This window comes from Stenotrophomonas sp. 28608_Sma (genome assembly GCF_056486185.1).
Genome location: NZ_CM151308.1, coordinates 2,222,376 through 2,247,314 on the forward strand (window position 1 = coordinate 2,222,376; position 24,939 = coordinate 2,247,314).

The 24,939-nt window shown below is 67.5% G+C and carries 25 protein-coding genes; 11 read left to right on the forward strand and 14 right to left on the reverse strand.

Annotation, left to right across the window (positions count from 1 at the left end):
- Positions 1-430 precede the first annotated feature (430 nt).
- Together ACZLHH_RS10450 and ACZLHH_RS10455 are read right to left on the reverse strand one after the other, a co-directional pair.
- Complete coding sequence (locus tag ACZLHH_RS10450; RefSeq protein WP_010482555.1) at positions 431-1,858, reverse strand: amino acid permease; 1,428 nt, start codon at positions 1,856-1,858, stop codon at positions 431-433.
- 82 nt (positions 1,859-1,940) lie between these two features.
- On the reverse strand, positions 1,941-3,416 hold the full coding sequence (locus tag ACZLHH_RS10455; protein WP_149909257.1) for an amino acid permease: 1,476 nt from the start codon (positions 3,414-3,416) through the stop codon (positions 1,941-1,943).
- A 133-nt stretch (positions 3,417-3,549) separates the two neighbouring features.
- On the opposite strand from ACZLHH_RS10455, the gene ACZLHH_RS10460 reads away from it, so the two are divergent.
- Complete coding sequence (locus ACZLHH_RS10460; RefSeq protein ID WP_149909258.1) at positions 3,550-4,164, forward strand: NUDIX hydrolase; 615 nt, start codon at positions 3,550-3,552, stop codon at positions 4,162-4,164.
- A gap of 79 nt (positions 4,165-4,243) precedes the next feature.
- On the opposite strand, the gene serA is transcribed toward ACZLHH_RS10460, so the two are convergent.
- A complete protein-coding gene (gene serA, locus ACZLHH_RS10465; RefSeq protein ID WP_180844055.1) occupies positions 4,244-5,485 on the reverse strand; it encodes a phosphoglycerate dehydrogenase in 1,242 nt (413 codons plus the stop codon).
- A 169-nt stretch (positions 5,486-5,654) separates the two neighbouring features.
- Here serA and ACZLHH_RS10470 point away from each other — a divergent pair, with 169 nt between their 5' ends.
- From ACZLHH_RS10470 to ACZLHH_RS10480, 3 genes are all read left to right on the forward strand, one after another.
- Positions 5,655-7,043 carry an FAD-binding oxidoreductase gene (locus ACZLHH_RS10470; RefSeq protein WP_478478782.1) on the forward strand — a complete coding sequence of 463 codons (1,389 nt, stop codon included), beginning with the start codon at positions 5,655-5,657 and terminating at the stop codon, positions 7,041-7,043.
- 62 nt (positions 7,044-7,105) lie between these two features.
- Positions 7,106-7,405: a DUF2388 domain-containing protein gene (locus ACZLHH_RS10475; RefSeq protein ID WP_014037036.1), complete on the forward strand. Its 300-nt coding sequence runs from the start codon at positions 7,106-7,108 to the stop codon at positions 7,403-7,405.
- 40 nt (positions 7,406-7,445) lie between these two features.
- Positions 7,446-9,242, forward strand: a complete 1,797-nt coding sequence (locus tag ACZLHH_RS10480; RefSeq protein ID WP_180844053.1) for a DUF7844 domain-containing protein — start codon at positions 7,446-7,448, stop codon at positions 9,240-9,242.
- Here the strand turns inward: ACZLHH_RS10480 and ACZLHH_RS10485 are convergent.
- Positions 9,220-10,296, reverse strand: coding sequence for an ATP-binding protein (locus tag ACZLHH_RS10485; protein WP_180844052.1), 1,077 nt, complete (start codon positions 10,294-10,296; stop codon positions 9,220-9,222). The genes ACZLHH_RS10480 and ACZLHH_RS10485 overlap by 23 nt on opposite strands.
- Complete coding sequence (locus tag ACZLHH_RS10490) at positions 10,296-11,012, reverse strand: response regulator (protein ID WP_020424480.1); 717 nt, start codon at positions 11,010-11,012, stop codon at positions 10,296-10,298. The genes ACZLHH_RS10485 and ACZLHH_RS10490 overlap by 1 nt, the downstream gene beginning before the upstream one ends.
- Before the next feature lie 129 nt (positions 11,013-11,141).
- Between ACZLHH_RS10490 and ACZLHH_RS10495 the strand changes: the two genes are divergently transcribed.
- The 4 genes from ACZLHH_RS10495 to ACZLHH_RS10510 all read left to right on the forward strand — a co-directional run bounded on the left by ACZLHH_RS10495 (position 11,142) and on the right by ACZLHH_RS10510 (position 16,625).
- Positions 11,142-12,290: an efflux RND transporter periplasmic adaptor subunit gene (locus ACZLHH_RS10495; protein WP_032128781.1), complete on the forward strand. Its 1,149-nt coding sequence runs from the start codon at positions 11,142-11,144 to the stop codon at positions 12,288-12,290.
- A gap of 36 nt (positions 12,291-12,326) precedes the next feature.
- On the forward strand, positions 12,327-15,476 hold the full coding sequence (locus tag ACZLHH_RS10500; protein WP_180844051.1) for a multidrug efflux RND transporter permease subunit: 3,150 nt from the start codon (positions 12,327-12,329) through the stop codon (positions 15,474-15,476).
- Positions 15,457-15,849: a nuclear transport factor 2 family protein gene (locus ACZLHH_RS10505; protein ID WP_180844050.1), complete on the forward strand. Its 393-nt coding sequence runs from the start codon at positions 15,457-15,459 to the stop codon at positions 15,847-15,849. The genes ACZLHH_RS10500 and ACZLHH_RS10505 overlap by 20 nt, the downstream gene beginning before the upstream one ends.
- An 83-nt stretch (positions 15,850-15,932) precedes the next feature.
- The gene (locus tag ACZLHH_RS10510; RefSeq protein WP_180844049.1) at positions 15,933-16,625 is read left to right on the forward strand and encodes a COG3650 family protein; all 693 of its coding nucleotides are present in this window, start codon (positions 15,933-15,935) and stop codon (positions 16,623-16,625) included.
- 47 nt (positions 16,626-16,672) lie between these two features.
- On the opposite strand, the gene ACZLHH_RS10515 is transcribed toward ACZLHH_RS10510, so the two are convergent.
- The 6 genes from ACZLHH_RS10515 to ACZLHH_RS10540 form a co-directional block, all read right to left on the reverse strand.
- On the reverse strand, positions 16,673-17,206 hold the full coding sequence (locus tag ACZLHH_RS10515; protein ID WP_180844048.1) for a hypothetical protein: 534 nt from the start codon (positions 17,204-17,206) through the stop codon (positions 16,673-16,675).
- Positions 17,196-17,762 carry an elongation factor P-like protein YeiP gene (gene yeiP, locus ACZLHH_RS10520; protein WP_005409468.1) on the reverse strand — a complete coding sequence of 189 codons (567 nt, stop codon included), beginning with the start codon at positions 17,760-17,762 and terminating at the stop codon, positions 17,196-17,198. Before yeiP ends, ACZLHH_RS10515 begins: the two co-directional genes overlap by 11 nt.
- A gap of 49 nt (positions 17,763-17,811) precedes the next feature.
- Positions 17,812-18,582, reverse strand: a complete 771-nt coding sequence (locus ACZLHH_RS10525; protein WP_049457458.1) for an SDR family oxidoreductase — start codon at positions 18,580-18,582, stop codon at positions 17,812-17,814.
- A 100-nt stretch (positions 18,583-18,682) separates the two neighbouring features.
- A complete protein-coding gene (locus ACZLHH_RS10530; RefSeq protein ID WP_071229300.1) occupies positions 18,683-19,579 on the reverse strand; it encodes a hydroxymethylglutaryl-CoA lyase in 897 nt (298 codons plus the stop codon).
- Positions 19,576-19,977: a VOC family protein gene (locus ACZLHH_RS10535; RefSeq protein WP_180844047.1), complete on the reverse strand. Its 402-nt coding sequence runs from the start codon at positions 19,975-19,977 to the stop codon at positions 19,576-19,578. Before ACZLHH_RS10535 ends, ACZLHH_RS10530 begins: the two co-directional genes overlap by 4 nt.
- 2 nt (positions 19,978-19,979) lie before the next feature.
- Entirely contained in the window at positions 19,980-20,768 is a 789-nt protein-coding gene (locus tag ACZLHH_RS10540; protein ID WP_032128789.1) for an enoyl-CoA hydratase-related protein, read from the reverse strand.
- Positions 20,769-20,887: 119 nt separating this feature from the next.
- Here ACZLHH_RS10540 and ACZLHH_RS10545 point away from each other — a divergent pair, with 119 nt between their 5' ends.
- The 3 genes from ACZLHH_RS10545 to ACZLHH_RS10555 are packed head-to-tail and all read left to right on the forward strand — an operon-like array spanning position 20,888 to position 23,258.
- On the forward strand, positions 20,888-21,142 hold the full coding sequence (locus tag ACZLHH_RS10545; protein ID WP_032128790.1) for a FeoA family protein: 255 nt from the start codon (positions 20,888-20,890) through the stop codon (positions 21,140-21,142).
- Positions 21,139-23,004 carry a ferrous iron transporter B gene (gene feoB, locus ACZLHH_RS10550; RefSeq protein ID WP_049400127.1) on the forward strand — a complete coding sequence of 622 codons (1,866 nt, stop codon included), beginning with the start codon at positions 21,139-21,141 and terminating at the stop codon, positions 23,002-23,004. The genes ACZLHH_RS10545 and feoB overlap by 4 nt, the downstream gene beginning before the upstream one ends.
- Positions 23,004-23,258 carry a DUF6587 family protein gene (locus ACZLHH_RS10555; RefSeq protein ID WP_180844046.1) on the forward strand — a complete coding sequence of 85 codons (255 nt, stop codon included), beginning with the start codon at positions 23,004-23,006 and terminating at the stop codon, positions 23,256-23,258. The genes feoB and ACZLHH_RS10555 overlap by 1 nt, the downstream gene beginning before the upstream one ends.
- 69 nt (positions 23,259-23,327) lie before the next feature.
- Here ACZLHH_RS10555 and ACZLHH_RS10560 read toward each other — a convergent pair whose 3' ends face one another.
- The 3 genes from ACZLHH_RS10560 to ACZLHH_RS10570 all read right to left on the reverse strand — a co-directional run bounded on the left by ACZLHH_RS10560 (position 23,328) and on the right by ACZLHH_RS10570 (position 24,937).
- Positions 23,328-23,789 (reverse strand): DUF4304 domain-containing protein, encoded by a 462-nt coding sequence (locus tag ACZLHH_RS10560; RefSeq protein WP_071229303.1) that lies wholly within the window; start codon positions 23,787-23,789, stop codon positions 23,328-23,330.
- A 115-nt stretch (positions 23,790-23,904) separates the two neighbouring features.
- On the reverse strand, positions 23,905-24,486 hold the full coding sequence (locus ACZLHH_RS10565) for an NAD(P)H-dependent oxidoreductase (protein ID WP_180844045.1): 582 nt from the start codon (positions 24,484-24,486) through the stop codon (positions 23,905-23,907).
- Between the two features lie 55 nt (positions 24,487-24,541).
- Positions 24,542-24,937, reverse strand: coding sequence for a MerR family transcriptional regulator (locus ACZLHH_RS10570; RefSeq protein ID WP_107432692.1), 396 nt, complete (start codon positions 24,935-24,937; stop codon positions 24,542-24,544).
- Between the last annotated feature and the right edge of the window lie 2 nt (positions 24,938-24,939).

A 24,939-nucleotide genomic window follows, 5' to 3' on the forward strand; every position in this document is an offset into this window, starting at 1 on the left:
ACGCCGTAGACCCTTCCTTGGGGGCTTGGCCGCGGCATCCATGCCGCGGACACCCCTGCACAACCCACCCGCCCGACCACGGACAGGTTCCGTGCGCGTCAGCCACGGAGTGAAGAAGGAAAGGCAGAAGCGGGTCGCGGCGCTGCGCTTGCTCGGAGCCGAGCATGGCTCGGCTCTACAGAGAATTCATTTCCCAGACCGAATTCATCCACGCATGGCGTGGATCCACCGGATGCGCCGGGAGACTGTCATGGGCGGGGAGGCATGGGTTCGCGGGGGTATCCGCGCCATGGATGCCGCGGCCAAGCCTCCAGGGATGGATTCACGGCGTCCCCCGCGAACCCATGCCTCCCCGCCAAACCCTCAGCCCAGCTCTTGTCGTTGCTCCGGCTTCAAAGGCGGGTGCAGGGCCGCAGGCCCTGCAATCCCTTTACTTACCCCGCAGGCGGCTGTGTCTGAAGCCGTAGCAGAAATAGATCACGAAGCCGACGAACGTCCACACCCCCATCAGCATCCAGTTGTGCATCGTCATCGCCGACAGCAGGGCAAGGCAACTCAGCACGCCCAGGCTGCAGATCAGCCACGCCATCGGCATGCGGAACGGACGCGGCAGGTCCGGCTGGGTGCGGCGCAGGATCAGCACGCCCGCGCACACCGCCGCGAACGCGATCAGCGTGCCCATCGAGGTCAGCTCGCCCAGGATGTCCAGCGGGAACAGCGCCGCCAGCAGGGCGATGCCGATGCCGGTGATCACGGTGTTGATGTGCGGGGTGCGGTACTTCGGGTGGATCTTGGTGAACACCGGCGGCAGCAGGCCGTCGCGCCCCATGATCATGAAGATGCGCGGCTGGCCGATGATCATCACCAGCACCACCGAGGACAGGCCGACCAGCGCGCCGACCTCGACCACCCAGCGCAACCAGCCCAGCTGCGGATGCGCCGCCACGGCGGTCACCACCGGCTCATCGGTGCCCAGCAGCTGGAACGGCACCAGGCCGGTCATCACTGCGGCCATCGCGATGTACAGCACGGTGCAGATCACCAGCGACAGCATCATGCCGAACGGCATGTCGCGCTGCGGGTTCTTCGATTCCTGCGCCGCCACCGACACCGCCTCGAAACCGATGTAGGCGAAGAACACCATCGCCGCGCCACGCAGCACGCCTTCCATGCCGTACTTGCCGGGGCCTTCGTTGGCCGGAATGAACGGGGTCCAGTTGCTGGTGTCCACGTACTTCCAGCCGACCACGATGACCAGCAGGATCAGGCCGGTCTTCAGCACGACCATTGCCATGTTCATCGCCGAGGACTTGCTGATGCCGACGTAGCACAGCCAGGTCAGCAGCAGCACCAGTGCGGCGGCGGGCAGGTTGGCGATCGCGCCGGTCGGGCGCAGTTGCGCGTCGAGTGGCGCGCTGACCAGCGCCGCCGGTAGATGGATGTCGAACTGGCTGAGCAGGCTGAGGAAATAGCCGGTCCAGCTGACCGCGACCGCCGAGGCGGAGACGCCGTACTCGAGCACCAGCATCCAGCCGATGAACCAGGCGGAGAGCTCGCCGAAGGTGGCGTAGGTATAGGTGTAGGCGCTGCCGGAAACCGGCACCATCGAGGCGAATTCCGCGTAGGCCAGCGCGCAGAAGGCGCAGCAGATGGCGGCCAGCACGAACGACAGCATGATCGCCGGGCCGGCGTGGTTGGCGGCGGCCTGGCCGGTGATGACGAAGATGCCGCCGCCGATCACCGCGCCGATGCCCAGGGCGGTCAGGCCCCAGGGGCCGAGGTGGCGGCGCAGGCTCAGGCCGTTGGCGTCTTCATGGGCGGCATGCGGGTGCTTGGTGGCCCACAGTTGCTTGAACATGTGTGGTGGTCTTGTCGAAGCGCGCCATGACCGGCGCGCGGGGAAAACGGACGGGCCGGCGCAAGGCCGGCCCGTAGGCGGATCAGGGCGACTTGGCCAGCTTGCTGTTGCGGATGCCGTAGCCCAGGTAGATCAGCAGGCCGAGCAGCGTCCAGCCGACGAACAGGTGCCAGTGCACCACGAACGCCTGCCAGAACAGGAACAGGCAGGTCGCCGCGCCGAGCGGGCAGATGATCCACACCGCCGGCACGCGGAACGGGCGGTGGATGTCCGGCTTGGTATAGCGCAGAACCAGCACGCCGATGCAGACCGTGGCGAAGGCCAGCAGGGTGCCCATCGAGACCAGTTCGCCCAGCACGTTCAGCGGTACCAGGCCGGCCAGTGCGGCGGCGATCACGCCGACCACGATGGTGGCGACGTACGGGGTGCGGAAGCGGGCGTGGACCCTGCCGAAGAACTTCGGCAGCAGGCCATCGCGGGAGATGGTGTAGGCGATGCGGGTCTGGCCCATCATCATCACCAGCACCACCGAGGACAGGCCGGCGATGGCGCCGATTTCCACGAACGTCTTCAGCCACGACAGGGTCGGGTAGGGCTCCAGCGCGGTGGCCACCGGCTTGTCGGTGCCCAGCAGGTGGTACGGCATCATGCCGGTCAGCACCGCACAGACGATGATGTAGACGATGGTGCACACGGCCAGCGAGCCAAGCAGGCCGATCGGCATGTTGCGCTGCGGGTCCTTGGTCTCGCCGGCGGCGGTGGAGACCGCGTCGAAGCCGATGTAGGCGAAGAACACGATGGTGGCCGCGCGGAACACGCCGCTCCAGCCGAACTCACCCGGCACGCCGGTATTTTCCGGAATGAACGGCTGCCAGTTGGCGGGGTCGATGTGGGCCGCGCCGATGCCGATGAACAGGCAGATGACGGTGACCTTGATCGCCACGATGATCGCGTTGACAAAGGCCGACTGGGTCACGCCCACGTACAGTAGGCCGGACACCGCCGCCACGATCAGTACTGCCGGCAGGTTGAACAGCTTGCCCGAGGCGATGAACTCGCTGCCGGTCCAGGCGATCGGGGCTGCGCTAAGCGCATCCGGGAACGGCATGTGCAGGGTGGTGGTGATGAAGCTGATCAGGTACGCCGACCAGCCCACCGCGACCGAGGCCGAGGCGAACAGGTACTCCAGCACCAGGCACCAGCCGATGAACCAGGCCATGCCTTCGCCCAGGGTGGCGTAGGAGTACGAGTAGGCACTGCCGGAGACCGGCATCATCGCCGCGAACTCGGCGTAGCACAGGCCCGCCAGGGCACAGGCGAAACCGGCCAGCACGAACGAAAGCATCACCGCCGGGCCGGCATGGTTGGCCGCGGCCTGGCCGGTCAGCACGAAGATACCAGCGCCGATCACCGCACCCACGCCAAGCAGGATGAGGTGTTTAGCCGTGAGGGTCCGTTTCAACGTGGCTTCGCCGTCCAGGCTGCCTTCGATGGGTTCGCCGGCATCGACGTGCCCGGCCGGTTCAACCGGCTTGACCCTCAACAGAGCTTTCAGCATGCAGTACTTCCTAGTGATCGGATTGGGTGGGCCGCCGATACGTTGCCGGCAACCCTGGAATGGTGAAGGCCGCGCGAACGGCCCGCTGTACCTTAGCCAAAGCTGAAGCCAACGCACAAGCGCAATCGCAACAATGAACGGCGATAATGAGCAGTATTTTTCCAAACGCCGCCCATTCATGAGCCAGACCGCCGAAACCCTTGCCGTGCTTGACGATCGCCTGCGTGGCCTGCTGCGGGACTACGCCCGCCGCGAGCCCGCCCACGACGCATTGGCTGCCGAATTCGGCACATTGTTGGACGATCCGGAAGATCCGTTCCGGCGCGAGCGGCTGGCCGGCCACTTCACTGCCAGCTGCTGGCTGGTCAGTGCCGATGGCCAGCGCCTGCTGCTGACCCACCACCGCAAGCTGCAGCGCTGGCTGCAGTTGGGCGGCCACGCAGACGGCGACCGTGACCTGGCCCAGGTCGCGCTGAAGGAGGCCGAAGAGGAGTCGGGCCTGAGCGGGCTGGTACTGGAAGACCCGGCCATCTTCGATCTGGACAAGCACTGGATTCCGGAGCGCAAGGATGTGCCGGGGCACTGGCACTACGACGTGCGTTTCGTGATCCGCGCGCTGGGTGGCGAAGCCTTCGTGCTCAGCGAGGAGTCACTTGACCTGGCATGGCGGCCGGTGACCGAAGTCGCCTCCGATCCGGAATCGGACGAGTCCATGCAGCGCATGGCGCGCCGGTGGCTGGCACGTTGAGGTAAAAAGGGGACGGAGGGGATTAAGTCGTTTATAGCGCATGTGCCGCAAACGACTTAATCCCCTCCGTCCCCTTTTTTCAATACAGGATGCGCGTCCGCAGCGTGCCCGGAATCGCGGCCAGCTCGTCGCGCACGGCGGCGGCCTGTGCCTCGCTGGCGGTAATGTCGATCACCACGTAGCCCACCTTCGGGTCGGTGCGCAGGAACTGGCCGTCGATGTTGACGTTGTGGCGCGAGAAGATCTCGTTGATCCTGGACAGCACGCCCGGCACGTTCTGGTGGATGTGCAGCAGGCGCAGGCTGTCTTCGTGTTCGGGCAGGGTCACTTCCGGGAAGTTGACCGCCGACAGGGTGCTGCCGTTGTCGCTGTAGCGCACCAGCTTGGCCGCCACCTCCACGCCGATGTTGTCCTGCGCCTCCAGCGTGCTGCCGCCCACGTGCGGGGTCAGGATCACATTGTCGTGGCGGGTCAGCGGCGATTCGAAGATATCGCCATTGCCCTTCGGTTCGACCGGGAACACGTCCAGCGCGGCGCCGCCGACGTGGCCGCTGGCCAGGGCCGCGTCCAGCGCATCGATGTCGACCACGGTGCCGCGCGCGGCATTGATCAGGTGCGCGCCCTTGCGCATCTTCGCCAGCTCGGTGCTGCCGATCATCCACTGCGTGGACGGGGTCTCCGGCACGTGCAGGGTGACGATGTCGGCGCGCGCCAGCAGGTCGTCCAGGCTGGCCGCTGCGCGGGCATTGCCCAGTGCCAGCTTGGTTTCCACGTCGTGGAAGATCACCTGCATGCCCAGCGATTCGGCCAGCACGCCGACCTGGGTGCCGATGTGGCCATAGCCGATGATGCCCAGGGTCTTGCCGCGCACTTCGTGGCTGCCGCTGGCCGACTTGGACCAGCCGCCGCGATGGCATTCAGCGTTCTTCTGCGGAATGCCGCGGGTCAGCATGATCGCCTCGGCGATCACCAGCTCGGCCACGCTGCGGGTGTTGGAGTACGGCGCGTTGAACACCGGGATGCCGGCCAGTTCGGCCGCGTCCAGGTCGACCTGGTTGGTGCCGATGCAGAAGCAGCCCACCGCGATCAGGCGCTTGGCCTCGGCCAGCACTTCGGCGCTGAGCTGGGTGCGCGAACGGATGCCGACGATGTGCGCCTCGGCGATGCGCGCCTTCAGTTCGTCCTCGGGCAGCGCCTTGGTGTGCGCTTCGATCTGGCTGTAGCCGGCGGCGCTGAACACCTCCACGGCGGTCTGGCTGACCCCCTCCAGCAACAGCACACGGATATCCTGCTTCGGGAACGAGGTCTTCTTCGGCGACATGGGGCGACACGGCCAGTGGGACAGGGGCTGACCACTATGCCAGATCGCAGCGACCATGGTGCAGTGCGCAATTGGTTGCATCCGTAGCTATCTGCACGGCTGCGGGGCTGGACGCTGGCGCGTGCCGCTGGCACGCTTGCCCGTTCTTCACGCACCGCGCTGGACCGTCATGACCGATTCCCGCATTGCCTCGCTGCAACAAGCCTGCCCCGGCCTGAAGCTGAAGACCGATCCGTCCGACCTGGAGCATTACGGGCGCGACTGGACCCGACGCTGGACGCCGGCGCCGCTGGCGATCGCACTGCCGGCCACGGTCGAGGAAGTGCAGGCGTTGATGCGCTGGAGCGCAGGCGAGGGCGTGGCCGTGGTGCCGTCCGGTGGCCGCACCGGCCTCTCGGGTGGCGCGGTGGCCGCCAACGGCGAGCTGGTGCTCAGCCTGGAACGGATGAACAAGGCACTGGCCTACGACGCGGTCGATCGCACCCTGGTGGTGCAGGCCGGCATGCCGCTGGAGGCCGTGCACAACGTCGCGCTGGATCACGGCCTGATCTACCCGGTGGATTTCGCCGCGCGCGGGTCCTGCTCGATCGGCGGCAACATCGCTACCAATGCCGGTGGCATCCGCGTGATCCGCTACGGCAACACCCGCGAGTGGATCGCCGGCCTGAAAGTGGTCACGGCTGATGGCGAGTTGCTGGAGCTCAACAAGGGCCTGATCAAGAACTCCAGCGGCTACGACTTCCGCCAGCTGATGATCGGCTCGGAAGGCACGCTGGGCGTGATCGTCGAAGCCACGGTGAAATTGACCGATCCGCCGCCGGCCAGCAATGTGATGCTGCTGGCCGTACCCAGCTTCGAGGTGCTGATGCAGGTATTCGCCGCGTTCCGCGCGCGCCTGCAGCTGCAGGCCTTCGAATTCTTCACCGACCGGGCGCTGGAGCACGTGCTGGCGCATGGCGCGCAGGCGCCGTTCGACGAAGTGCACCCGTATTACGTGGTGACCGAGTTCGCGGCCGGCGACGAGGCCCAGGAAGCGGCTGCGATGGCCGCGTTCGAGGACTGCATGGGCAATGGCTGGGTCAGCGATGGCGTGATCAGTGCCAGCGACGCGCAGGCCGCGCAGCTGTGGCGCCTGCGCGAAGGCATCACCGAATCGCTGGCGCGCTACAAGCCCTACAAGAACGACGTCTCGGTGCGAATCTCGGCGATGCCGGCGTTCCTGGCCGAGACCCAGGCATTGATCGGGCAGGCCTACCCGCACTTCGATGTGGTGTGGTTCGGCCACATCGGCGACGGCAATCTGCACATCAACGTGCTCAAGCCGGACGACACCAGTGACGCTGATTTCGTGGCGCAATGCGAGCACGTAACCAAGCTGCTGGCGCAGGTGCTGGCCCGCTTCGGCGGCAGCATCTCGGCCGAGCACGGCATCGGTCTGGTCAAGAAGGGCTACCTGGACAGCACCCGCGGCCCGGCCGAGATCGCGCTGATGAAGGCGGTCAAACGCGCGTTCGATCCCCAAGCGCGGCTGAATCCCGGCAAGCTGTTCGACGTTTGAGCCGGGCAAATCCTTCACGCACCCGTTACGCTCCACGCTTCCTAACAACCGGCTTCGAACCGATGACCCGTCCGCTTCTGCTGCTTGCCCTGCTGTCCCTGCCGCTGGCCGGCTTCGCTTCCAGCTTCGCCGGCACCTCGGCCGGCTCGGCCACCGGTGCGTCCTCCGGTTCCTCGGGCAGCAGCTCGGGCGATGACAAGGTGGTACTGGCTGCGCGCGACGATGCCGCCGCGTTCGTCGCCAGCGACGGCCAGATCCGTGGCGCTCGCCTGCAGGCGGCGCTTGTCCACCTGCGTGAGCAGAGCACTGCCGCACAGCAGCAGAGCGACCTGGAACTGGCCCGCGCGCTGCTGGCGCGTTGATCCCGCCTTCGGGTAGTGCCGGCCGCTGGCCGGCAACGCCATGACATCTGCACGGAACGCAGCCACGCACGGCGTGGCTCTACTGCTGATCGCTCATGTCGCGCACGCGGCTGATCGCCTGCAGCTCGATCCTGCGGGGTTGAGCCCTGCACAGCAGCAGGTGGCGACGCAGACCCTGGCCGACGTGCAGTCATTGTTGCCAGATGGCCTGCTGCGCGCCCTGCCGGCGCAGGTGCAGGTGCGCTGGAGTGATGGCCTTCCCGCCGAGGTGCATGGCCGCGCCTTCGCCAGCCGCATCACGTTGCGCCGCGATCTTCTGGATGACGGCATGCCCGGCGCCCGGCGCGCACGCCGCAGCGCGCTGGTACACGAACTGACCCATGTTGCCGACCGTACGGCGGCGAACTGGTCGCGCAGTATGCGCTGGCGTGATCTGGCCGGATGGCAGCGCAAGCCCTGGCATCTCGGCCGTGGCGACAACGACTTCCATGACCGCAGTCCGGATGCCTATGAGCTGAAGGACCCGGCCGAGTACCTGGCAGTGAACGCCGAGCATTTCGTGCTCGATGGCGAGTTCGCCTGCCGGCGCCCCGCGTTGGCGCAGTGGTACCAGGCTCACTTCGGAACACCGCCGTCGCTTCCACAGCCGCAGTGCGCTACGACGCTGCCCTTGCTCCAGGCCGAACCGGAAGAGGGTGCGGCGTCGTTGCTGCACCTCGACCCGGCACGCGTCTACGCGGTGGACTACCTGTTTGCCGAAGGCAGCGCGCAGCCGATGAGCCGCTGGGGCCACAGCATGCTGCGGCTGGTGATCTGCCGGCCGGGCCGTGCGCCGGGGCCGGACTGTCGCCTGGACCTGGAATACCACCGTGTGCTTTCGTTCCGTGCCTTCGTTGGTGACGTGCAGATTTCCAACTGGCGTGGCCTTACTGGTGGCTACCCGTCGCGACTGTTCGTGCTGCCGCTGCAGCAGGTTGTGGATGAGTACACCAAGGTCGAGCTGCGCGGGTTGCAGTCGCTGCCGTTGCAGTTGTCGCCCGGCGAGATCGCCAGCCTGCTCGAGCGCACTGCGCAGGTGCACTGGAGCTATGACGGGCGCTATTACTTCGTCAGCAACAACTGCGCGGTGGAAACCGCCAAGCTGCTGCAGGCGGGTGTGCCGCGGCTGGGCGAGGCCGGGCTGGCCCAGCTGAGTCCGCGTGGTTTGAAGCGTCGGCTGTCGCAGCTGCATGTGCTGGACGAGGGGGTACTGACGGACCGCGATGCAGCGCAGGCGCAGGGTTACTACTTCGCTTCGGCGCGCGACCACTACCAGCAGTTGTTCGGCGTGGCCGCAGCCCAGCTGGCATTGCCCGCACGCGATGTGCGCGGCTGGTTGAAGCTGCCTGCACGGCAACGGGCGCCGTGGCTGCTGAAGGGGGACCTGCGTGCCAGTGCCGGCCTGTTGCTGCTGGAACAGGCTGCGCAACGCCGCGCCGAACTGCGCGCGCGCGATGTGCTCAAGCGGCAGCTGCTGGCCGCACCGGACAGCGCTGAAACGCGCAGCCTGCGGGGGTTGCTGGAGCAGAGCGGGCAGTGGCTGCGCCCGGGGACGCTGCTGGCGGGCGGCGGCTACGGGTTGCCGCTGGCCGATGAGCAGGCGGTGCTGGCCGAAGCGGTTGCCACCGCCAGCGCACAGGCGGTGCCGGCCTGGCAGGCGCTGCGCGTACAGCTGCGTCAGCAGCTGCCGGAGAAGCAGCGCAACGAAATGGATGCGATCGACGCCAACCTCGCTGCGCTCGGTGCCCGCCTGCGGGAACAGGCAGCCACGCCGGCTATTGGCGCGGCAGCTCGATAACGAAACGGCTGCCACCAGCGTTGCCCGCCGTGCAGTAGACGCGGCCGCCGTGCGCGTCGGCGATGGCCTTGACCACCGCCAGGCCGAGCCCGCTACCGCCACCCTGGCGCGAACGCGAACCGTCGGCACGCATGAACGGAGAGAAGATGTCGGCGTGCAGCTCAGGGGCGATGCCCGGGCCCTCATCCTCGATCGCTACCTGCACATGGCCCGGTGTGTCATGCACGGCAATCCGCACCTTGCCCGGGCTGGCATAGCGGCGCGCGTTCTCCAGCAGCGCCAGCAGCGCCTGGCGCAGACGGGTCGGGTCGCAGTGCGCGTTGTGTTCTTCGCGGCTGGTTTCCAGCTCCAGCACGAAGCCGGCGGCGCGGAACTGGGGATCGACCAGGGTCATCACCGAATGCACTTCGGCCACCACGTCGGTACGTGCGCGGCGCACGTCCAGCCGCGCATTGTCGGACAGGCTCAGCACGCGCAGATCCTCGATCAGTCGTGACAGGCCCTCGACCTGGGCGAGCAGGCTGCGGAACTGTGATTCGTCCGGCTGGAAGACGCCCTCGGCCAGGCCCTGCAGGCGGCCGCGCAGGATCGTCACCGGAGTCCGCAGTTCATGGGCGATGGCTGCATGCCACATCGCACGCTCGCTCTCCACGTGCTGCAGCCGCCGCGCCATGGCATTGAAGTCCTCGACCAAGGTGGCCACTTCGCCCGGCGAGTTTTCCTCGACGCTGGCACGGGCACCGAGGTCGCCGCCCGCGAGCGCGCGCACGCTGTCCACCAGCGAATTCAACGGCGACAGGATGCGATGGGCAAGACGGAACGAGGCGGCGATGGCCAGCGCCAGGCCGGTCAGGATCACGCCGACCATCCATGCCAGTTCAGGGCCGGTCGGCAGCCAGCTTTCCGGCTCCTCGGTAGTGCCGGGGAAAAATTCGACCAGCACTGCATACAGCAGCCACGATGACAGGATCATCATCACGATGACGCCGATCACCATCAGCGACATCGAGACGATGATGTGGCGGCTGAGCCCGGAGCGGCGCAGGCGGGTCATCAGCGGTCGGCCATCAACCGGTAGCCGACGCCACGCACGCTGGCTGGCACATTGACCATGCCCACTTCATCCAGCTTGCGGCGCAGCTTGCTGACATGACTGTCGACCGTGCGCTCCAGCGCCTCGCTTTCCGGCAGGCATTCGTGCATCAGTTCGCTGCGGCTGAAGATGCGGGTCGGCGCCAGCGCCATGCAGTGCAGCAGCTTGAACTCGGTGAGCGTGAGCAGCACTTCGTGGCTGTAGCCTTCGCCTTCCACGTGTACGGCGTGGGTGGCCGAGTCGATCAGCAGCGGGCCCGCCCGCAGCGCGGTCGGGGCATCCACGCGCGAGGCGCGCAACGTACGCCGCAGCACGGCGCGCACGCGCGCCGCCACTTCGGCCGGATTGAATGGTTTGACCACGTAGTCATCAGCGCCCATGCGCAGTGCGGTCAGCTTGTCCAGGTCCTGGTCCAGTGCGGTCAGCATGATCACCGGCGTCTCGCCGCGCTGGCGCAGCTGGGTCAGCACGCTCCAGCCATCCAGCCGCGGCAGCTGCACGTCGAGCAGGACCAGGTCGGGGCGGGCGCTGCGATGCAGGTCCAGCGCGCTGTGGCCGTCGGCGGCGCGCAGCGTACGCAGTCCTTCGCGTTCCAGATAGGCGGTAAGAATGTCGGCGATCTCGGCCTCATCCTCGACGATCAGGACGAGGGCGGCGAGGGCAGGGGCGGCATGCATGCAGGGGCGGGGCCTTAAGGTGCTTGCCTCCATCGTATCTCCACAGTTCCTCCATCGAAACCCCATCATCGCCACGCACACTGGGTTCTTCAGAACCTATCAGCCGCCCGCGCGGCATTGTGCACAGCAATGAGAACCTTCAGGACTCCGGTCGCGTTGATCGCGGCCCTCGCCCTGGCCATGACGGCCTGCTCCACCCCCGAAGCCACGCCCGAAGCCGCACCCCGCGTGAGCGTGGTTACCGTCGGCCCGCAGGTGGTGCAGCGTGACGACGAACTGCCTGGCCGCGTGGCCGCCGTGCGCACCGCGCAGATCCGAGCGCAGGTGGGTGGCATCGTGCAGCGCCGGCTGTTTGACCAGGGCGCGGAAGTAGACGCCGGCCAGGCCCTGTTCCAGATCGATCCGGCGGCCTTCCGTGCCGATGTCGATTCGGCACTGGCCGCGCTGCAGCGCAGTGAGGCCGCCCTGGGCCGCAGTCGCGTGCAGTCGCAGCGCCTGCATGCACTGGCCGCGGCACAGGCCGTCAGCCAGCAGCATCGCGACGATGCCAGTGCCGAGTACGAACAGGCACGTGCCGCAGTCAACGAAGCGCGCGCGATCCTGGCCCGTCGCCAGCTCGACCTGCGCTATGCCACGGTCAGCGCGCCGATTGCCGGCCGCATCGATCAGGCGCTGGTGACCGAAGGCGCACTGGTCGGCGTGGCCGATGCCGAGCCGATGGCGGTGGTACAGCAGATCGACCAGGTCTACGTCGATGTGCGCCAGCCGGCGGCCCAGCTGGAATCGCTGCAGCGCAGTGCTGCCGGTGGTGGCGAGCTGCCGGTGACGATCATCGGTGCCGCCGGCAAGCCGCTGTCCGAGCGTGGCCAGATGCTGTTCTCCGGCATCAACGTCGATGCGCGTACCGGTGATGTGATCCTCCGCATCCTGGTCGACAACCCGCAGCGCCAGCTGCTGCCCGGCATGTATGTGCGCGCGAAAGTGCCGCGGGGTGCACCGGCCAGTGCGCTGACCGTGCCGCAGCAGGCCGTGCTGCGCAGCGCCGGTGGCCAGGCCTATGCCTGGGTGATCGGTGGCGATGGCAAGGCGGTGATCCGCACGCTGGAAGTCGACGGCAGCGTTGATCGCCAGTGGCTGGTGCGCACCGGTCTGAAGGCGGGCGAAAAGGTGGTGGTCGAGGGCCAGGAACGCCTGCAGGAAGGCGTGGTGGTCGATGCGCGCGATTGGCAGGTGCCGGTCGCCAGCGCCGGCGCGGTGCAGGCCGGCAGCAAGGGCTGAGCCTTTCCCGGGCCAGCCCCTCCAGGAAAATCCAACATGGCACGTTTCTTCATCGATCGCCCGGTGTTCGCCTGGGTGCTGGCGATCTTCATCATCCTGGCCGGCGTACTGGCGATTCCGCGCTTGGCCGTGGAGCGCTATCCGGCGGTCGCGCCGCCCAGTGTCAGCATCTATGCCAGCTACCCGGGTGCCAGCCCGCAGACGCTGAATGATGCGGTGGTCGGGCTGATCGAGCGCGAGCTGTCCAGCGTCAAGCACCTGCTGTACTTCGAATCGTCGGTGGACACCTCCGGCGAAGCCTCGATCACTGCGACCTTCAAGCCCGGTACCAACCCGGAGCTGGCGCAGGTGGACGTGCAGAACCGGATCAAGGCGATCGAGCCGCGCCTGCCGCGCAGCGTGCGCCAGAACGGCCTGTTCGTGGAGGCCGCCGATTCCGGCTTCCTGATGCTGGTCGGCCTGCGTTCGCCGGATGCCAGCGTCAGCGAGGCCGCACTGGGCGACTTCATGGCGCGCAACATCATCGAAGAGCTGCGCCGCATCGATGGCGTCGGCCGCGTGCAGCTGTTCGGTGCCGAACAGGCGATGCGCGTTTGGCTGGACCCGACCCGGTTGACCGGCTACGGCCTGACCATGGGCGATGTGGCCACCGCCATCGAGCAGCAGAACCTGGAGATCTCGCCGGGACGCATCGGTGATTCGCCGGGTGTTCCGGGCCAGCGCATCACCGTGCCGCTCAGCGCCGATGGGCAGCTGTCCACGCCGGAGCAGTTCGCAGCCATCGTGCTGCGCGCCGGGGCAGACGGTTCACGGGTGGTGCTGGGCGATGTCGCCCGCGTCGAACTGGGCGCGCAGAGCTATGCGTGGGGCACCCGTGAGGATGGCCACCCAGCGACCGCCGCCGGGGTGCAGTTGCGTCCTGGCGCGAACGCAGTGCGCACCGCGTCGGCGGTACGCGAGCGCATGGCCGAACTGGCGCCGCTGCTGCCGCGCGGCGTGGAGTCGAGCATTCCGTTCGACACCGCACCGATCGTGAAGATCTCGATCCAGAAGGTGGTGCAGACGCTGCTGGAGGCCATGCTGCTGGTGTTCGCGGTGATGTACCTGTTCCTGCAGAACTGGCGCTACACGCTGATTCCGGCGCTGGTCGCACCGATCGCGCTGCTCGGCACCTTCGCGGTGATGCTGGCACTGGGCTTCTCGATCAACGTGCTGACCATGTTCGGCATGGTGCTGGCGATCGGCATCATCGTCGACGACGCCATCGTGGTGGTCGAGGGCGTGGAACGGATCATGGCCGAGGAAGGACTGCCGCCGCGCGAGGCCACCATCAAGGCGATGCGCGAGCTGACCGGTGCGGTGATCGGCATCACCCTGGTGCTGACCGCCGTGTTCATTCCGATGGCGTTGGCCAGCGGCTCGGTGGGCGCGATCTACCGCCAGTTCACCGTGGCGATGGCGGTGTCGATCCTGTTCTCGGCGCTGCTGGCATTGAGCCTGACCCCGGCGCTGTGCGCGACCCTGCTGCGCCCGAATACCCATGGACACCATGGTCGTGGTGGGCTGTTCGGCGCCTTCAATCGTGGCTTCGAGGCGATGACCGGGCGCTACCAGCGTGGCGTGGCTTCGGTGCTGCAGCGCAGTGGGCGGGTGATGGGCGTGTTCGCCGCACTGGTAGTGGCACTGCTGCTGGGCCTGCACTGGTTGCCGGGTGCGTTCCTGCCGGAAGAAGACCAGGGCTATTTCATGACCTCGATCCAGCTGCCGGCCGAAGCCACCGCCGAGCGCACGCTGGCCGTGGTCGAAGCCTACGAGCGGCACGTGGCCTCGCGTCCGGGCATCGGCTCCAACCAGTCGATCCTCGGCTACAGCTTCTCCGGTTCCGGCCCGAGCGCGGCGCTGACCTACACCATGCTCAAGGACTGGAGCGAGCGTGCAGGCGCCACCGCGGCCGGCGAGGTGGAGGCCGCGCAGAAGGCGATGTCCACGATTGCCGAGGGCGAGGTGATGAGCGTGATGCCGCCGGCGATCGACAGCCTGGGCCGTTCGTCCGGGTTCTCGCTCGCCCTGCAGGCGCGTACCGGGCAGAGCCAGGCCGAACTGCGCGCGGCCCTGCAGCAGCTGCTGAAGCTGGCCGAGGCCAGCCCGCTGCTGTCCGAGGTGCATGCCGATGGCCTGCCAGCGGGTACCAGCGTGCGGCTGGATATCGACCGGGCCAAGGCCGAGGCGATGGGCGTGGGCTTCGAACACATCAGCAGCACGCTGTCGGCGGCAATGGGCTCGCAGTACGTCAATGATTTCCCCAACAAGGGCCGGTTGCAGCAGGTGATCCTGCAGGCCGATGCACCCCACCGGATGGAACTGGAGGACGTGCTGAAGCTGTACGTGCGCAACAGCGAGGGCGGCATGGTGGCGCTGTCCGAACTGGTGACCCCGCACTGGACCGAGGCGCCGCTGCAGCTGCAGCGCTATCTCGGCTTCCCGGCGCTGAATCTGTCCGGCGCCCCGGCCTCCGGCGTGTCGACCGGCCAGGCGATGGCGGAGATGGAGCGGTTGGCGGAGAAGCTGCCGTCTGGCTTCGCTCTGCAATGGACCAGCCAGTCGCTGCAGGAGCGTGAATCGGGCGCGCAGGCGCCGTGGCTGTTGCTGCTGTCGATGCTGGTGGTGTTCCTGGTGCTGGCGGCGCTGTACGAGAGCTGGTCGATTCCGCTGGCGGTGATGCTGGTGGTGCCGCTGGGCCTTCTCGGCGCGGTCGCCGCCGTGTTGTTGCGCGACATGCCCAACGACGTGTTCTTCAAGGTCGGCATGATCACGGTGATCGGGCTGTCGGCGAAGAACGCGATCCTCATCGTCGAGTTCGCACGCCAGCTGCAGCAGCAGGGCCGTGGCCTGGTCGAAGCGGCCTTGGAGGCGGCACGGCTGCGCCTGCGGCCGATCGTGATGACCTCGCTGGCGTTCGCGCTGGGCGTGGTGCCGCTGATGCTGGCGCAGGGCGCATCGAAGGAAACCCAGCAGGCGATCGGAACCGGCGTGTTCGGCGGCATGGTCAGTGCGACCGTGCTGGCGGTGTTCTTCGTACCGGTCTTCTATGTAGTAGTGCAGGGCGCGCGGCAGTGGATCGCGCAACGCCTGCGCAGGCGCCGGCCGATGCCGGAAGGATCCGTGGATGGAACGGGACATCGTTGAAGACCTGCATGAGCGGCAGCTGGCAGCGCTGGAACAGCGCCTGCGGCAGGCATTGCTGGATGACGACCACGATGCGCTGACCGCGCTGGTATCGCCGGCCTTGTTCATGATGGATGGGCAGGGCGGGCGCATGCTCGATCTGCCCTGGCTGGGCGACTGGCTGGCCGGGAACCTGCGGGTGAGCAGCCTGCAATCGTGCGCGGTGGAAACGCTGCTGTGCGGACGCCTGGCATTGTTGTCCAGTGACGTGCGCTTGTCGGTGCGCGGGCAGGGCCAGGAGCGCGAGCTGAAACTGCGCCTGCTGCGGGTCTGGACCTGCAGTTCCGGCGACAGTGGCGCACAGTTGCTGTCGATGGCGGTGCTGGCCACGTGAGTGCGGTCAGGCCGCTTTCAGGCCCCGCTCACCGGCAGGTGGTAGGGTCGAAGATCTCTGTAGTGTCGACAAGGAGTCGAGCCATGCGTGTAGTCCCCAGTCTGTTGGCAGCCTCCCTCGGGTTGGTGCTGGCCGCGTGCCAGCCGGCACAGCCGCCCGCCGCAGGCGGCAATGACACCCTGCCTGCCACGCCGCAGCCGAGCGCCAGCAGCGAAGGTGGCAGCGAGACGACGTACCAGTGCGGTGATCTGAGCGTGCGCGCGACCTTCAATGGCGAGGATGCGGCCACGGTGGTGATCGGCGAACGCACCTTCGCCATGAGCTCCGAGCGTGCGGCGTCGGGTGCCAAGTACGGCGATGGCAAGGGCAACAGCTTCTGGACCAAGGGCAGCGATGACGGCCTGTTGAGCCTGAAGGGCGAAGCCGATCGCGAGTGCCATGCGGTCGAAGCCACCGAAGGCGATGGCAGTGCCGGCAATGCCGCGTTCCGTGCCACCGGCAATGAACCCGGCTGGCTCGCGGTCGTAGATGGCGACACGCCGGGCCTGCGGGTGGAAGTCGATTACGGCGAGCGCCGCTTCGACGTGGCCAAACCCACCGAAGGTGCCGATGGATGGAGCGGCAAGGCGTCCGATGGCACCGACGTCAAGCTCAGCTTCCAGCGCACGACCTGCCAGGACGACATGAGTGGCGAGGCGTTCGAGGCCAGGGTGAACCTGACCATCGGCACCCGCCAGTATCACGGCTGCGGCAACTTCGGCGCGAAGCAGCCGTAAGCCATCTGTAGAGCCGAGCCCACGCTCGGCTCTACATCATCGAGGGGTCAGCCCTCGCAGGGCTTCAGGTCGAGATCGAAGTCCAGGTCATAGCGGCCGTTGATCCCGATCAGCGCTGCGCGGACAGCGCAGTCACCGCGATGACGCGCGACCAGATCGGTGAAGATCTTCTCGCGGCCCTCGCAGTACTTCGCGCTGGCCTCTTCCAGTTCGCGGCGACGCTCGTCGTCGTACGGCTCTTCGCCGGCGAAATGCTGGCAGGTGTTCTCGCGCGCGAGGAAGGCCTGCACGTCGGCCGGCATCGCGCAGTAGATGCGCACGTCGTCGACGTCATACACATCCTCCGGGACCGGACAGCCTGCGGCTGCACGTACCTTGTCCAGGTCCTCATCGCCCGAGGGCTGCTCGGTAGCGGGCTCCGCTTCGGCGATGGCCTCCACGGCGGCCGGTGCCTCCACCGCTGGTGCGGCGGTCACGGCCGGTTCGGCTGGCGTGGCGTCGGCAGCATTGTCCGCTGCCTGCGGCGAGCACGCCGCAAGCAGGGACAGACAACCGATCAGCGCAAGGCGCTTAGTCGGCACGGCCCGCGAATTCGCCGGTGGCGGTGTTCACCAGCACGCGCTCGCCGTTGACGATGTACTCCGGCACCATGATTTCGATGCCGGTGTTGAGCTTGGCCGGCTTCGGGCGCTTGGTGGCGGTGCCGCCCTTCAGTTCCGGCGGGGTTTCAATCACTTCCAGCACCACCGAGGCCGGCAGCTGGATCGCCACCGGCTGCTCGTCGATCACCTGCACGTAGATGCCGGTCAGGCCGTCGGTGATGTAGCCGGCGTCGTCGCCGATCACGTCCGCGTCCAGGGTGTACGGGGTGTAGTCCTCGTCATCGAGGAACACGAACGCATCGCCGTCCTTGTACGAATAGGTGGACTGGCGGCGCAGCAGTTCGACCTCGACCAGGTTGTCGTCGGCATCGAAGCTGGCATCGAGCTTGTTGCCGCCCGGCACGCTGTACATGATGAAGCGGAAGCGGACGTTGCCGCCGCGACCCTGCGGCGAGCTGCGCTCGATGTCGCGGATCTGGTACACGCCGTTGTTGTACTCGACGACGTTGCCCTTCTTGATGTCGTTGGCTTTCATGGTGATCTAGGTCGTTGGGGGAGGGCGCCGTCCCGGCGCCCGGGGGGAATCACTTCGGAGCGAGGCGGGTAGCGCCGTCCAGGCGGATGGTCTCGCCATTGAGGTAGGTGTTGCCGAGGATGAAGCCGACCAGGCTGGCGAAGTCTTCCGGCTTGCCCAGGCGCGACGGGAACGGGATCGACGCGGCCAGCGACTGCTGCACCGCCTCGGGCATGCCATCGACCATCGGCGTCCAGAACACGCCCGGGGCGATGGTGTTGACGCGGATGCCGAAGCGCGACAGTTCGCGCGCCATCGGCAGCGTCATCGACACCACGCCGCCCTTGCTGGCGGCGTACGCGGCCTGGCCGATCTGGCCTTCGTAGGCGGCGATGCTGGCGGTATTGATGATCACGCCGCGCTCGCCGTCGGTGCCGGCTTCGTTGTGCTGCATGCGGTTGGCCGCGGCCTTTGCAACGTTGAAGCTACCGACCAGGTTGACCATCACCGTGCCCTGGAAGCCGGCCAGCGGCATCGGGCCTTCTTTGCCCAGCACGCGGCCGGCGCCGAGGATGCCGGCGCAGTTCATCGCCACGTTCAGGCCGCCGAGGAAATCGTGGGCCTGGTCGATGGCTGCCGAGACGGCCGCTTCATCACTGACGTTGACGTTGAAGTAGCGGGCCTTGTCGGCACCCAGCCCGGCAACGGCAGCAGCACCCTTGTCGTCGTTGAGGTCGAACAGGGCCACCTTGCCGCCCTGGGCGACGAGGTGCTGGGCCACGGCCAGGCCGAGGCCGGAGACGCCGCCAGTGATCACGGCACGTACGGAAGACAGCTGCATTGCACGGTCCTGCAGGTTCGAGAACCGCCGATTCTAACGGAAGCCGCGACCGCCGCTGTTGTGCACTGCGCCGCCGCTGCAGGGCGGCGCAGCGCGGCGGTCAGCCGGCGGCGGCCAGTGCCTGGCCGGTGCGGCTGGCGGTGGCGCGGCCGAGCAGGCCGGCCAGCCAGCGGCCGGTCTCGGCCAGTGCCGGCAGGTCCACGCCGCTGTCCAGGCCCAGGCCCTGCAGCAGGTAGACCACGTCCTCGCTGGCGACATTGCCGCTGGCGCCCTTGGCATACGGGCAGCCACCGGCGCCAGACACCGCGCTGTCGACCACGCGCACGCCTTCTTCCAGGCAGGTGGCGATGTTGGCGATGGCCTGGCCATAGGTGTCGTGGAAGTGCACGGCCAGTGCCGCCATCGGAATCTCGGCGGCAACCGCCTGCAGCATCGCCCGCGCCTTGCGCGGGGTGCCGACGCCGATGGTGTCGCCCAGCGAGATTTCGTAACAGCCCATCTGGTGCAGGGCACGCGCCACCCGCACCACGTCGGCCAGTGGCACCTCGCCCTGGTAGGGGCAGCCGAGCACGGTGGAGACATAGCCGCGCACGCGCACGCCATCGGCGGCGGCGCGGCGCAGGATCGGCTCGAACCGGGCCAGCGATTCGTCGATGCCGGCATTGGTGTTGGTGCGGTTGAACGCCTCGGACGCTGCGGTGAACACCGCCACTTCCTCCACGCCCACCGCACGGGCGCGGTCGTAGCCCTGTTCGTTCGGCACCAGTACCGGGTAGTGGATGCCGGGCCGGCGCTGGATGCCGGCGTAGACCTCGGCGGCATCGGCCAGCTGCGGGATCCACTTCGGGCTGACGAAGCTGGTCGCCTCGATGCTGCGCAGGCCGGTGCCCGACAGGCGGTTGATCAGTTCGATCTTGTCGGCGGTGGACACCGACTGCTTTTCGTTCTGCAGACCGTCACGCGGGCCGACCTCGACGATGCGGACGTAGTCGCTCATGCGGCCACCTCGTCGGCAGGGCGGTGGCATACCGCCTCGATGTTGTTGCCATCCGGGTCGAGCACGAAGGCGCCGTAGTAGTCGGGGTGGTACCACGGGCGCAGGCCCGGCGTGCCGTTGTCGCGACCGCCGGCGGCGAGGGCAGCGGCATGGAAGGCGTCCACCTGGGTGCGGCTGGTGCAGGCGAAGGCCACGTGCACACCGTGGCTGGCGGTGCCGCCATTGCCGAGCCAGAAGAACGGCTTGCCCTCGCTGCCGAAGCCGATGTGGTCGTGCGCGCCGGTCTGTTCGGCGGTGACTTCCATCACCACGCCGATCTGCAGCGGCGCCAGCGCCTGCAGGAAGAAGGTCTTGCTGCGCGCCAGGTCGGCGCTGGTCAAACCAAGATGATCGAGCATGTTCAGGCTTCCGTGACCCAGTGGGGCGCGCGCTTGTCGAGGAAGGCGCCCAGGCCTTCCTGGCCCTCGGCGGACACCCGCAGGCGCGCGATCAGGGCGGCATTATCGCGATCCAGGGCGTCGCGGTCATGGCTGTCACGCACCTGCCGCACCAGCTGCTTGGCGCTGGAAGAAGCGATCGGGCCGGCCTTGTCGAGCAGGGCCAGCTGGCGCTGCACGGCCTCGTCCAGGCGCTCGGGCTCGACCAGCTGGTGGACCAGGCCGATGCGCAGTGCGGTATCGGCATCGAAGTGCTCGCCGGTGGCGAACCAGCGACGGGCCTGGCGCGGGCCGATGGCCTCGATCACGTAGGGCGAGATCACCGCTGGCAGCAGGCCGAGGCGGCTTTCGGTCAGGCCGAAGCGGGCCGCGGTGCTGGCGATGGCGATGTCGCAGCAGGCGACCAGGCCGACGCCGCCACCGAAGGCCGCGCCGTGGACCCGGGCCAGGGTCGGCTTGGGCAGCTCGTCCAGGGTGCGCATCAGCCGCGCCAGGGCCAGCGAGTCCTCGCGGTTGTCGGCCTCGCTGGCGGCGGCCATGCCACGCATCCACTGCATGTCGGCGCCGGCCGAGAAGGAGGCGCCGTGGCCGGCCACCACTACCGCGCGCACCGCGTCGTCGCGTCCGGCGGCTTCGAGGGCGGCGGTCAGCCGCGCTATCAAGCCGGCGTCAAAGGCATTGTGCAGCTCGGGCCGGTTCAGCCAGAGGGTGAGGACGGCGCCGCTGCGCTCGATCTGCAAAGCATCGTTCATGGGATTCCAGGGTCACTCCATACCTGTATGGATCATAGCGGGCCATTGGTCATGGGCCATGACGCGACGCGGGAATGTTAGAATCGAGAACCATTTACATCCAGCAGAGAATGCGCTAGATGACGCTGTCCGAACTGCCGCTGCACGCCTCGGCCGTGGTCGAGTCCGTGCAGGACCTCCATGCCAACGATGCCATCGCCCGTCGCCTGCGCGAGCTGGGTTTCGTGAAGGGCGAGGAAGTGCGCCTGGTGGCCAAGGGCCCGGTCGGTGGCGAGCCGCTGCTGGTGCAGGTCGGGTTCACCCGGTTTGCGCTGCGTATCAGTGAAGCCAAGCGCGTCGTGGTCGACGCCAACCGCCAGGAGCGTCGCGCATGACCGCTGCAACTTCTACCGCGCCCCTGCGCATTGCGCTGGTCGGTAACCCCAACAGCGGCAAGACCGCGCTGTTCAACCAGCTGACCGGCAGCCGGCAGAAGGTTGCCAACTACACCGGCGTCACCGTCGAGCGCAAGGAAGGTCGCCTGCGCGCGCCGTCCGGTCGCGAGTTCGCCGTACTCGATCTGCCCGGTGCCTACAGCCTGCACCCGGCCAGCCTGGACGAGGCGATCACCCGTGACCTGTGCCGGGGCTTCTACCCGGGCGAGGCTGCACCGGATGTGCTGCTGTGCGTGATCGACGCCACCAACCTGCGCCTGCACCTGCGCTTCGCGCTGGAACTGCGCGAGCTGGGCAAGCCGATGGTGGTTGCGCTGAACATGGTCGATGCGGCCCAGCGCCGTGGCATCCAGGTGGACGTGGCCGCGCTGGAGCGCGAGCTGGGCGTGCCGGTGGTGGAAACCGTGGCGGTGCGCAAGCAGGGCGCCAAAGCCCTGGTCGAGCGCCTCGATGCGATGGTGCCGCACCTGGATGCGCCGGTGCCGGGCCCGGAAGGTGGCATCGACTACCACGCCAAGGTGCGCGAGATCCTGTCAGTGGCCGTGCGCATGCCGGCGCGGACCGCCAAGGTCGACGACGCGCTGGACCGCTGGCTGCTGCACCCGGTGTTCGGCCTGATCAGCCTGGCGGTGGTGATGTTCCTGATCTTCCAGGCGGTGTATGCCTGGGCGACACCGTTGATGGACGGCATCGAGGCCGGTTTCGCCTGGCTTGGTGCGTTTGTTGGCAGCGTGCTGCCGGAAGGCCCGCTGGCCAGCCTGCTGACTGACGGCATCATCGCCGGTGTGGGTGGCGTGGTGGTGTTCCTGCCGCAGATCCTGATCCTGTTCTTCTTCATCCTGGTGCTGGAGGAATCCGGCTACCTGCCGCGTGCGGCGTTCCTGCTCGACCGCATGATGGCCGCCGCCGGCCTGTCCGGCCGCTCGTTCATCCCGCTGCTGTCCAGCTTCGCCTGCGCGGTGCCGGGCATCATGTCCACGCGCAGCATCCAGGACCCGCGTGACCGCCTGGCCACGATCCTGGTCGCGCCGCTGATGACCTGCTCGGCACGCCTGCCGGTGTATGCGCTGCTGATTGGCGCGTTCATCCCGCAGAAGACGGTGTGGGGCGTGTTCAACCAGCAGGGCCTGGTGCTGTTCGGCCTGTATGCGGCGGGCATCCTCAGTGCGCTGGCGATGTCGTGGATCATGAAGAAGTGGCGCCGCGACAAGAGCGAGCACCCGCTGATGCTGGAGCTGCCGTCATACCGCCTGCCGCACGTGCGCGACCTGGCGGTCGGCCTGTACGAGCGCGGCATGATCTTCCTCAAGCGTGTCGGCGGCATCATCCTGGCGCTGACCATCCTGCTGTGGGTGCTGCTGTCGTTCCCGGCGGCTCCGGCCGGCGCCACCATGCCGGCCATCGATTACAGCTATGCGGGCCAGATCGGCCATGCGATGGCGGTGTTCTTCGCGCCGCTGGGCTTCAACTGGCAGATCTGCATCGCGCTGATTCCGGGCCTGGCCGCGCGCGAAGTGGCGGTGTCCTCGCTGGCGACCGTGTACGCGCTGTCCGCAGCCGATGACGATGCCGCCAGCCAGGCACTGACCCCGCTGATCAGCGACGGCTGGTCGCTGGCCACCGCGCTGTCGCTGCTGGTCTGGTACATCTACGCCCCGATGTGCATCTCGACGCTGGCCACCATCAAGCGCGAGACCAATTCGTGGAAGACGATGGCCTTCTCGGCGTTCTACCTGTTTGCTGCGGCCTACGTGGCGGCGCTGATCACCTACCAGGTGACCAAGGCGCTGGGAGGCGGCTGATGGATACCGGCCTGCTGATCCAGTACCTGATCATCGCGGTGGCCGTACTGGTCAGTGCCTGGGTGGTGTTGAAGAAGCAGTTCCCCGGCGCCGTGCGCAAGCTGCGCGGGGCGCTGGCGCTGGCCCTGCTGAAGCCGGGCCGCGCTGCCTGGCTGCAGGCGCTGGGGCGGAAGATCGCACGGCCGGTGAGCGGAGGCGGTGGCGCCTGTGGCGGTTGCGACAGCTGCGGGCCGACGCCGCCCAAACAGCACTGAATGTGTCCTGGTAGGTGCGAACCTTGGTTCGCACACTCCTGGAGTCCATCCACGCATGGCGTGGATCTACTAGACCTCTCTGCGGATGATCGCCCGGAAGTTCCCGTCCTGATTCAACCGCCGCACCGACTCGCGGTTTCCATGGGTTGCCGCGAAGCCCGCCACGTCGGCAAGGGCATCGAGCAGCAGGCATTTCATCCCATCGCGATTGCCGGCCTCCAGCAGATCATCCAGATCCTGCTGGATGAAAGCCCGGCGCAGGCCGGGCGTCTCTTCGATCCGCCAGTCGACATGGGGCGTGGGAATGCTGGAGCGGTACCGGAAAGCCGTTTCAAGATCGTCAGGCGCAAGGGGATGCTCGAGCAGTTCTGGAAAGTAGAGCCCAGCATTCACATAGAAGCCCCGGCTTTCGCTGGCGCGCTGGTGATTCACGACAAGCAGGGCGGCATCCAGCAAGCGGTAGCGGGTCGTCGACGTGCCGGAAAAGCCGGTCTTCCTGGCGCACTTGCTGAAGACAGTCGAGGATTTCATGGGCGTTGCCTGGGCCGGAAGAGGGCCCTCAGCCTTGAGGCACGGTGCCTGGCGGTCAATTGGCAAACGCGACACATGGAACGTGGCCGGCATTTCATCCACGCATGGCTTGGATCTACCTGGCGCGTGAACCCAGCTCTGCTGCCAACGCCAGCCACTTGCTGCGTTGTGCTGGGGTACTGCTGCGCACCGCACCGAGACGGCTGACACGCACCGGGCGGATGCCGCAGAATTCCAGGAGGGGGGCGCGGATCTGGGTGATGCCCGGGTCGCGGTAGATCCAGCGGTAGTACCAGGGCGGCGTATCCAGCGTGGTGATCACCCGCGCGCTGCGCCCGGCCAGCAGCCGGTCCCACCACACCGAATCGCGCCGGTAGCGGAAGGCGTACCCCGACAACAGCACGCGATCGAAGAAGCCCTTCAGCAGCGCCGGCATCGCACCCCACCAGGTGGGATAGACCAGCACCAGGTGATCGCAGGCCTCGATCGCTTCCGCCGCGTCCTGCAGGTCGGCTTCCAGCGGCTGGATCTGGCGGTAGCCACGCCGCAGCACCGGATCGAACTCGAGTTCACCCAATGCGATCAAGCGCACCCAGTGGCCGGCATTCTCGGCGGCGGTGGCGTAGCGCTGGGCGAGGGCGCCGCACAGGCTGTCGCGGTCGGGATGGCCGAGCAGGATCAGGATGGAACGGGACACGGCAACCTCGGGCAATGGAAAGTGCGCGAGGTTGGGCTATGCCCCAGGGGCAGAGTCAAACGCCGGTGGTGCAGCTGCTGGGTTGCAGGATGCAGTCAGTACTGCCGGAGTGCAGCCATTGCTGAAGTTCGTCGCTGACCTGTTGCAGGTCGAGCTCGACCTGCGCCAGCCGTGCCCGTTCGCTGGCAACGCGGCTGCGCTGCTGTTCCAGCAAGGCCAGTACCGCTGGCCAGTCGAGCTGTCCATCGCGACCCTGCAGGCGCGAGATCGCGGCCAGGGTGATGCCCAACCGCAGCGCCTGAAGGATCAATTGCACCCAGGCCACGTCCTGTCCGCTGTAGTCGCGATAGCGGTTCAGGCGCGGCACGGGCGGCAGTAGGCCGCGCGCCTCGTACAAGCGGATGGCCTTGGCGCTGGCACCGGTGAGGCGGCTGACCTCGGAGATGCGCATCG

Excerpts from the sequence above, each read along its gene's own strand:
- ACZLHH_RS10535 (WP_180844047.1), bottom strand. The coding sequence starts at position 19,977 with ATGCTCGATCATCTTGGTTTGACCAGCGCCGACCTGGCGCGCAGCAAG.
- ACZLHH_RS10480 (WP_180844053.1), top strand. The coding sequence starts at position 7,446 with ATGACATCTGCACGGAACGCAGCCACGCACGGCGTGGCTCTACTGCTG.
- feoB (WP_049400127.1), top strand. The coding sequence starts at position 21,139 with ATGACCGCTGCAACTTCTACCGCGCCCCTGCGCATTGCGCTGGTCGGT.
- ACZLHH_RS10545 (WP_032128790.1), top strand. The coding sequence starts at position 20,888 with ATGACGCTGTCCGAACTGCCGCTGCACGCCTCGGCCGTGGTCGAGTCC.
- yeiP (WP_005409468.1), bottom strand. The coding sequence starts at position 17,762 with ATGAAAGCCAACGACATCAAGAAGGGCAACGTCGTCGAGTACAACAAC.
- ACZLHH_RS10490 (WP_020424480.1), bottom strand. The coding sequence starts at position 11,012 with ATGCATGCCGCCCCTGCCCTCGCCGCCCTCGTCCTGATCGTCGAGGAT.
- ACZLHH_RS10540 (WP_032128789.1), bottom strand. The coding sequence starts at position 20,768 with ATGAACGATGCTTTGCAGATCGAGCGCAGCGGCGCCGTCCTCACCCTC.
- ACZLHH_RS10475 (WP_014037036.1), top strand. The coding sequence starts at position 7,106 with ATGACCCGTCCGCTTCTGCTGCTTGCCCTGCTGTCCCTGCCGCTGGCC.
- ACZLHH_RS10450 (WP_010482555.1), bottom strand. The coding sequence starts at position 1,858 with ATGTTCAAGCAACTGTGGGCCACCAAGCACCCGCATGCCGCCCATGAA.
- ACZLHH_RS10460 (WP_149909258.1), top strand. The coding sequence starts at position 3,550 with ATGAACGGCGATAATGAGCAGTATTTTTCCAAACGCCGCCCATTCATG.
- ACZLHH_RS10455 (WP_149909257.1), bottom strand. The coding sequence starts at position 3,416 with ATGCTGAAAGCTCTGTTGAGGGTCAAGCCGGTTGAACCGGCCGGGCAC.
- ACZLHH_RS10560 (WP_071229303.1), bottom strand. The coding sequence starts at position 23,789 with ATGAAATCCTCGACTGTCTTCAGCAAGTGCGCCAGGAAGACCGGCTTT.
- ACZLHH_RS10505 (WP_180844050.1), top strand. The coding sequence starts at position 15,457 with ATGGAACGGGACATCGTTGAAGACCTGCATGAGCGGCAGCTGGCAGCG.
- ACZLHH_RS10570 (WP_107432692.1), bottom strand. The coding sequence starts at position 24,937 with ATGCGCATCTCCGAGGTCAGCCGCCTCACCGGTGCCAGCGCCAAGGCC.
- ACZLHH_RS10470 (WP_478478782.1), top strand. The coding sequence starts at position 5,655 with ATGACCGATTCCCGCATTGCCTCGCTGCAACAAGCCTGCCCCGGCCTG.
- ACZLHH_RS10500 (WP_180844051.1), top strand. The coding sequence starts at position 12,327 with ATGGCACGTTTCTTCATCGATCGCCCGGTGTTCGCCTGGGTGCTGGCG.
- ACZLHH_RS10485 (WP_180844052.1), bottom strand. The coding sequence starts at position 10,296 with ATGACCCGCCTGCGCCGCTCCGGGCTCAGCCGCCACATCATCGTCTCG.
- ACZLHH_RS10555 (WP_180844046.1), top strand. The coding sequence starts at position 23,004 with ATGGATACCGGCCTGCTGATCCAGTACCTGATCATCGCGGTGGCCGTA.
- ACZLHH_RS10525 (WP_049457458.1), bottom strand. The coding sequence starts at position 18,582 with ATGCAGCTGTCTTCCGTACGTGCCGTGATCACTGGCGGCGTCTCCGGC.
- ACZLHH_RS10530 (WP_071229300.1), bottom strand. The coding sequence starts at position 19,579 with ATGAGCGACTACGTCCGCATCGTCGAGGTCGGCCCGCGTGACGGTCTG.
- ACZLHH_RS10495 (WP_032128781.1), top strand. The coding sequence starts at position 11,142 with ATGAGAACCTTCAGGACTCCGGTCGCGTTGATCGCGGCCCTCGCCCTG.
- serA (WP_180844055.1), bottom strand. The coding sequence starts at position 5,485 with ATGTCGCCGAAGAAGACCTCGTTCCCGAAGCAGGATATCCGTGTGCTG.
- ACZLHH_RS10510 (WP_180844049.1), top strand. The coding sequence starts at position 15,933 with ATGCGTGTAGTCCCCAGTCTGTTGGCAGCCTCCCTCGGGTTGGTGCTG.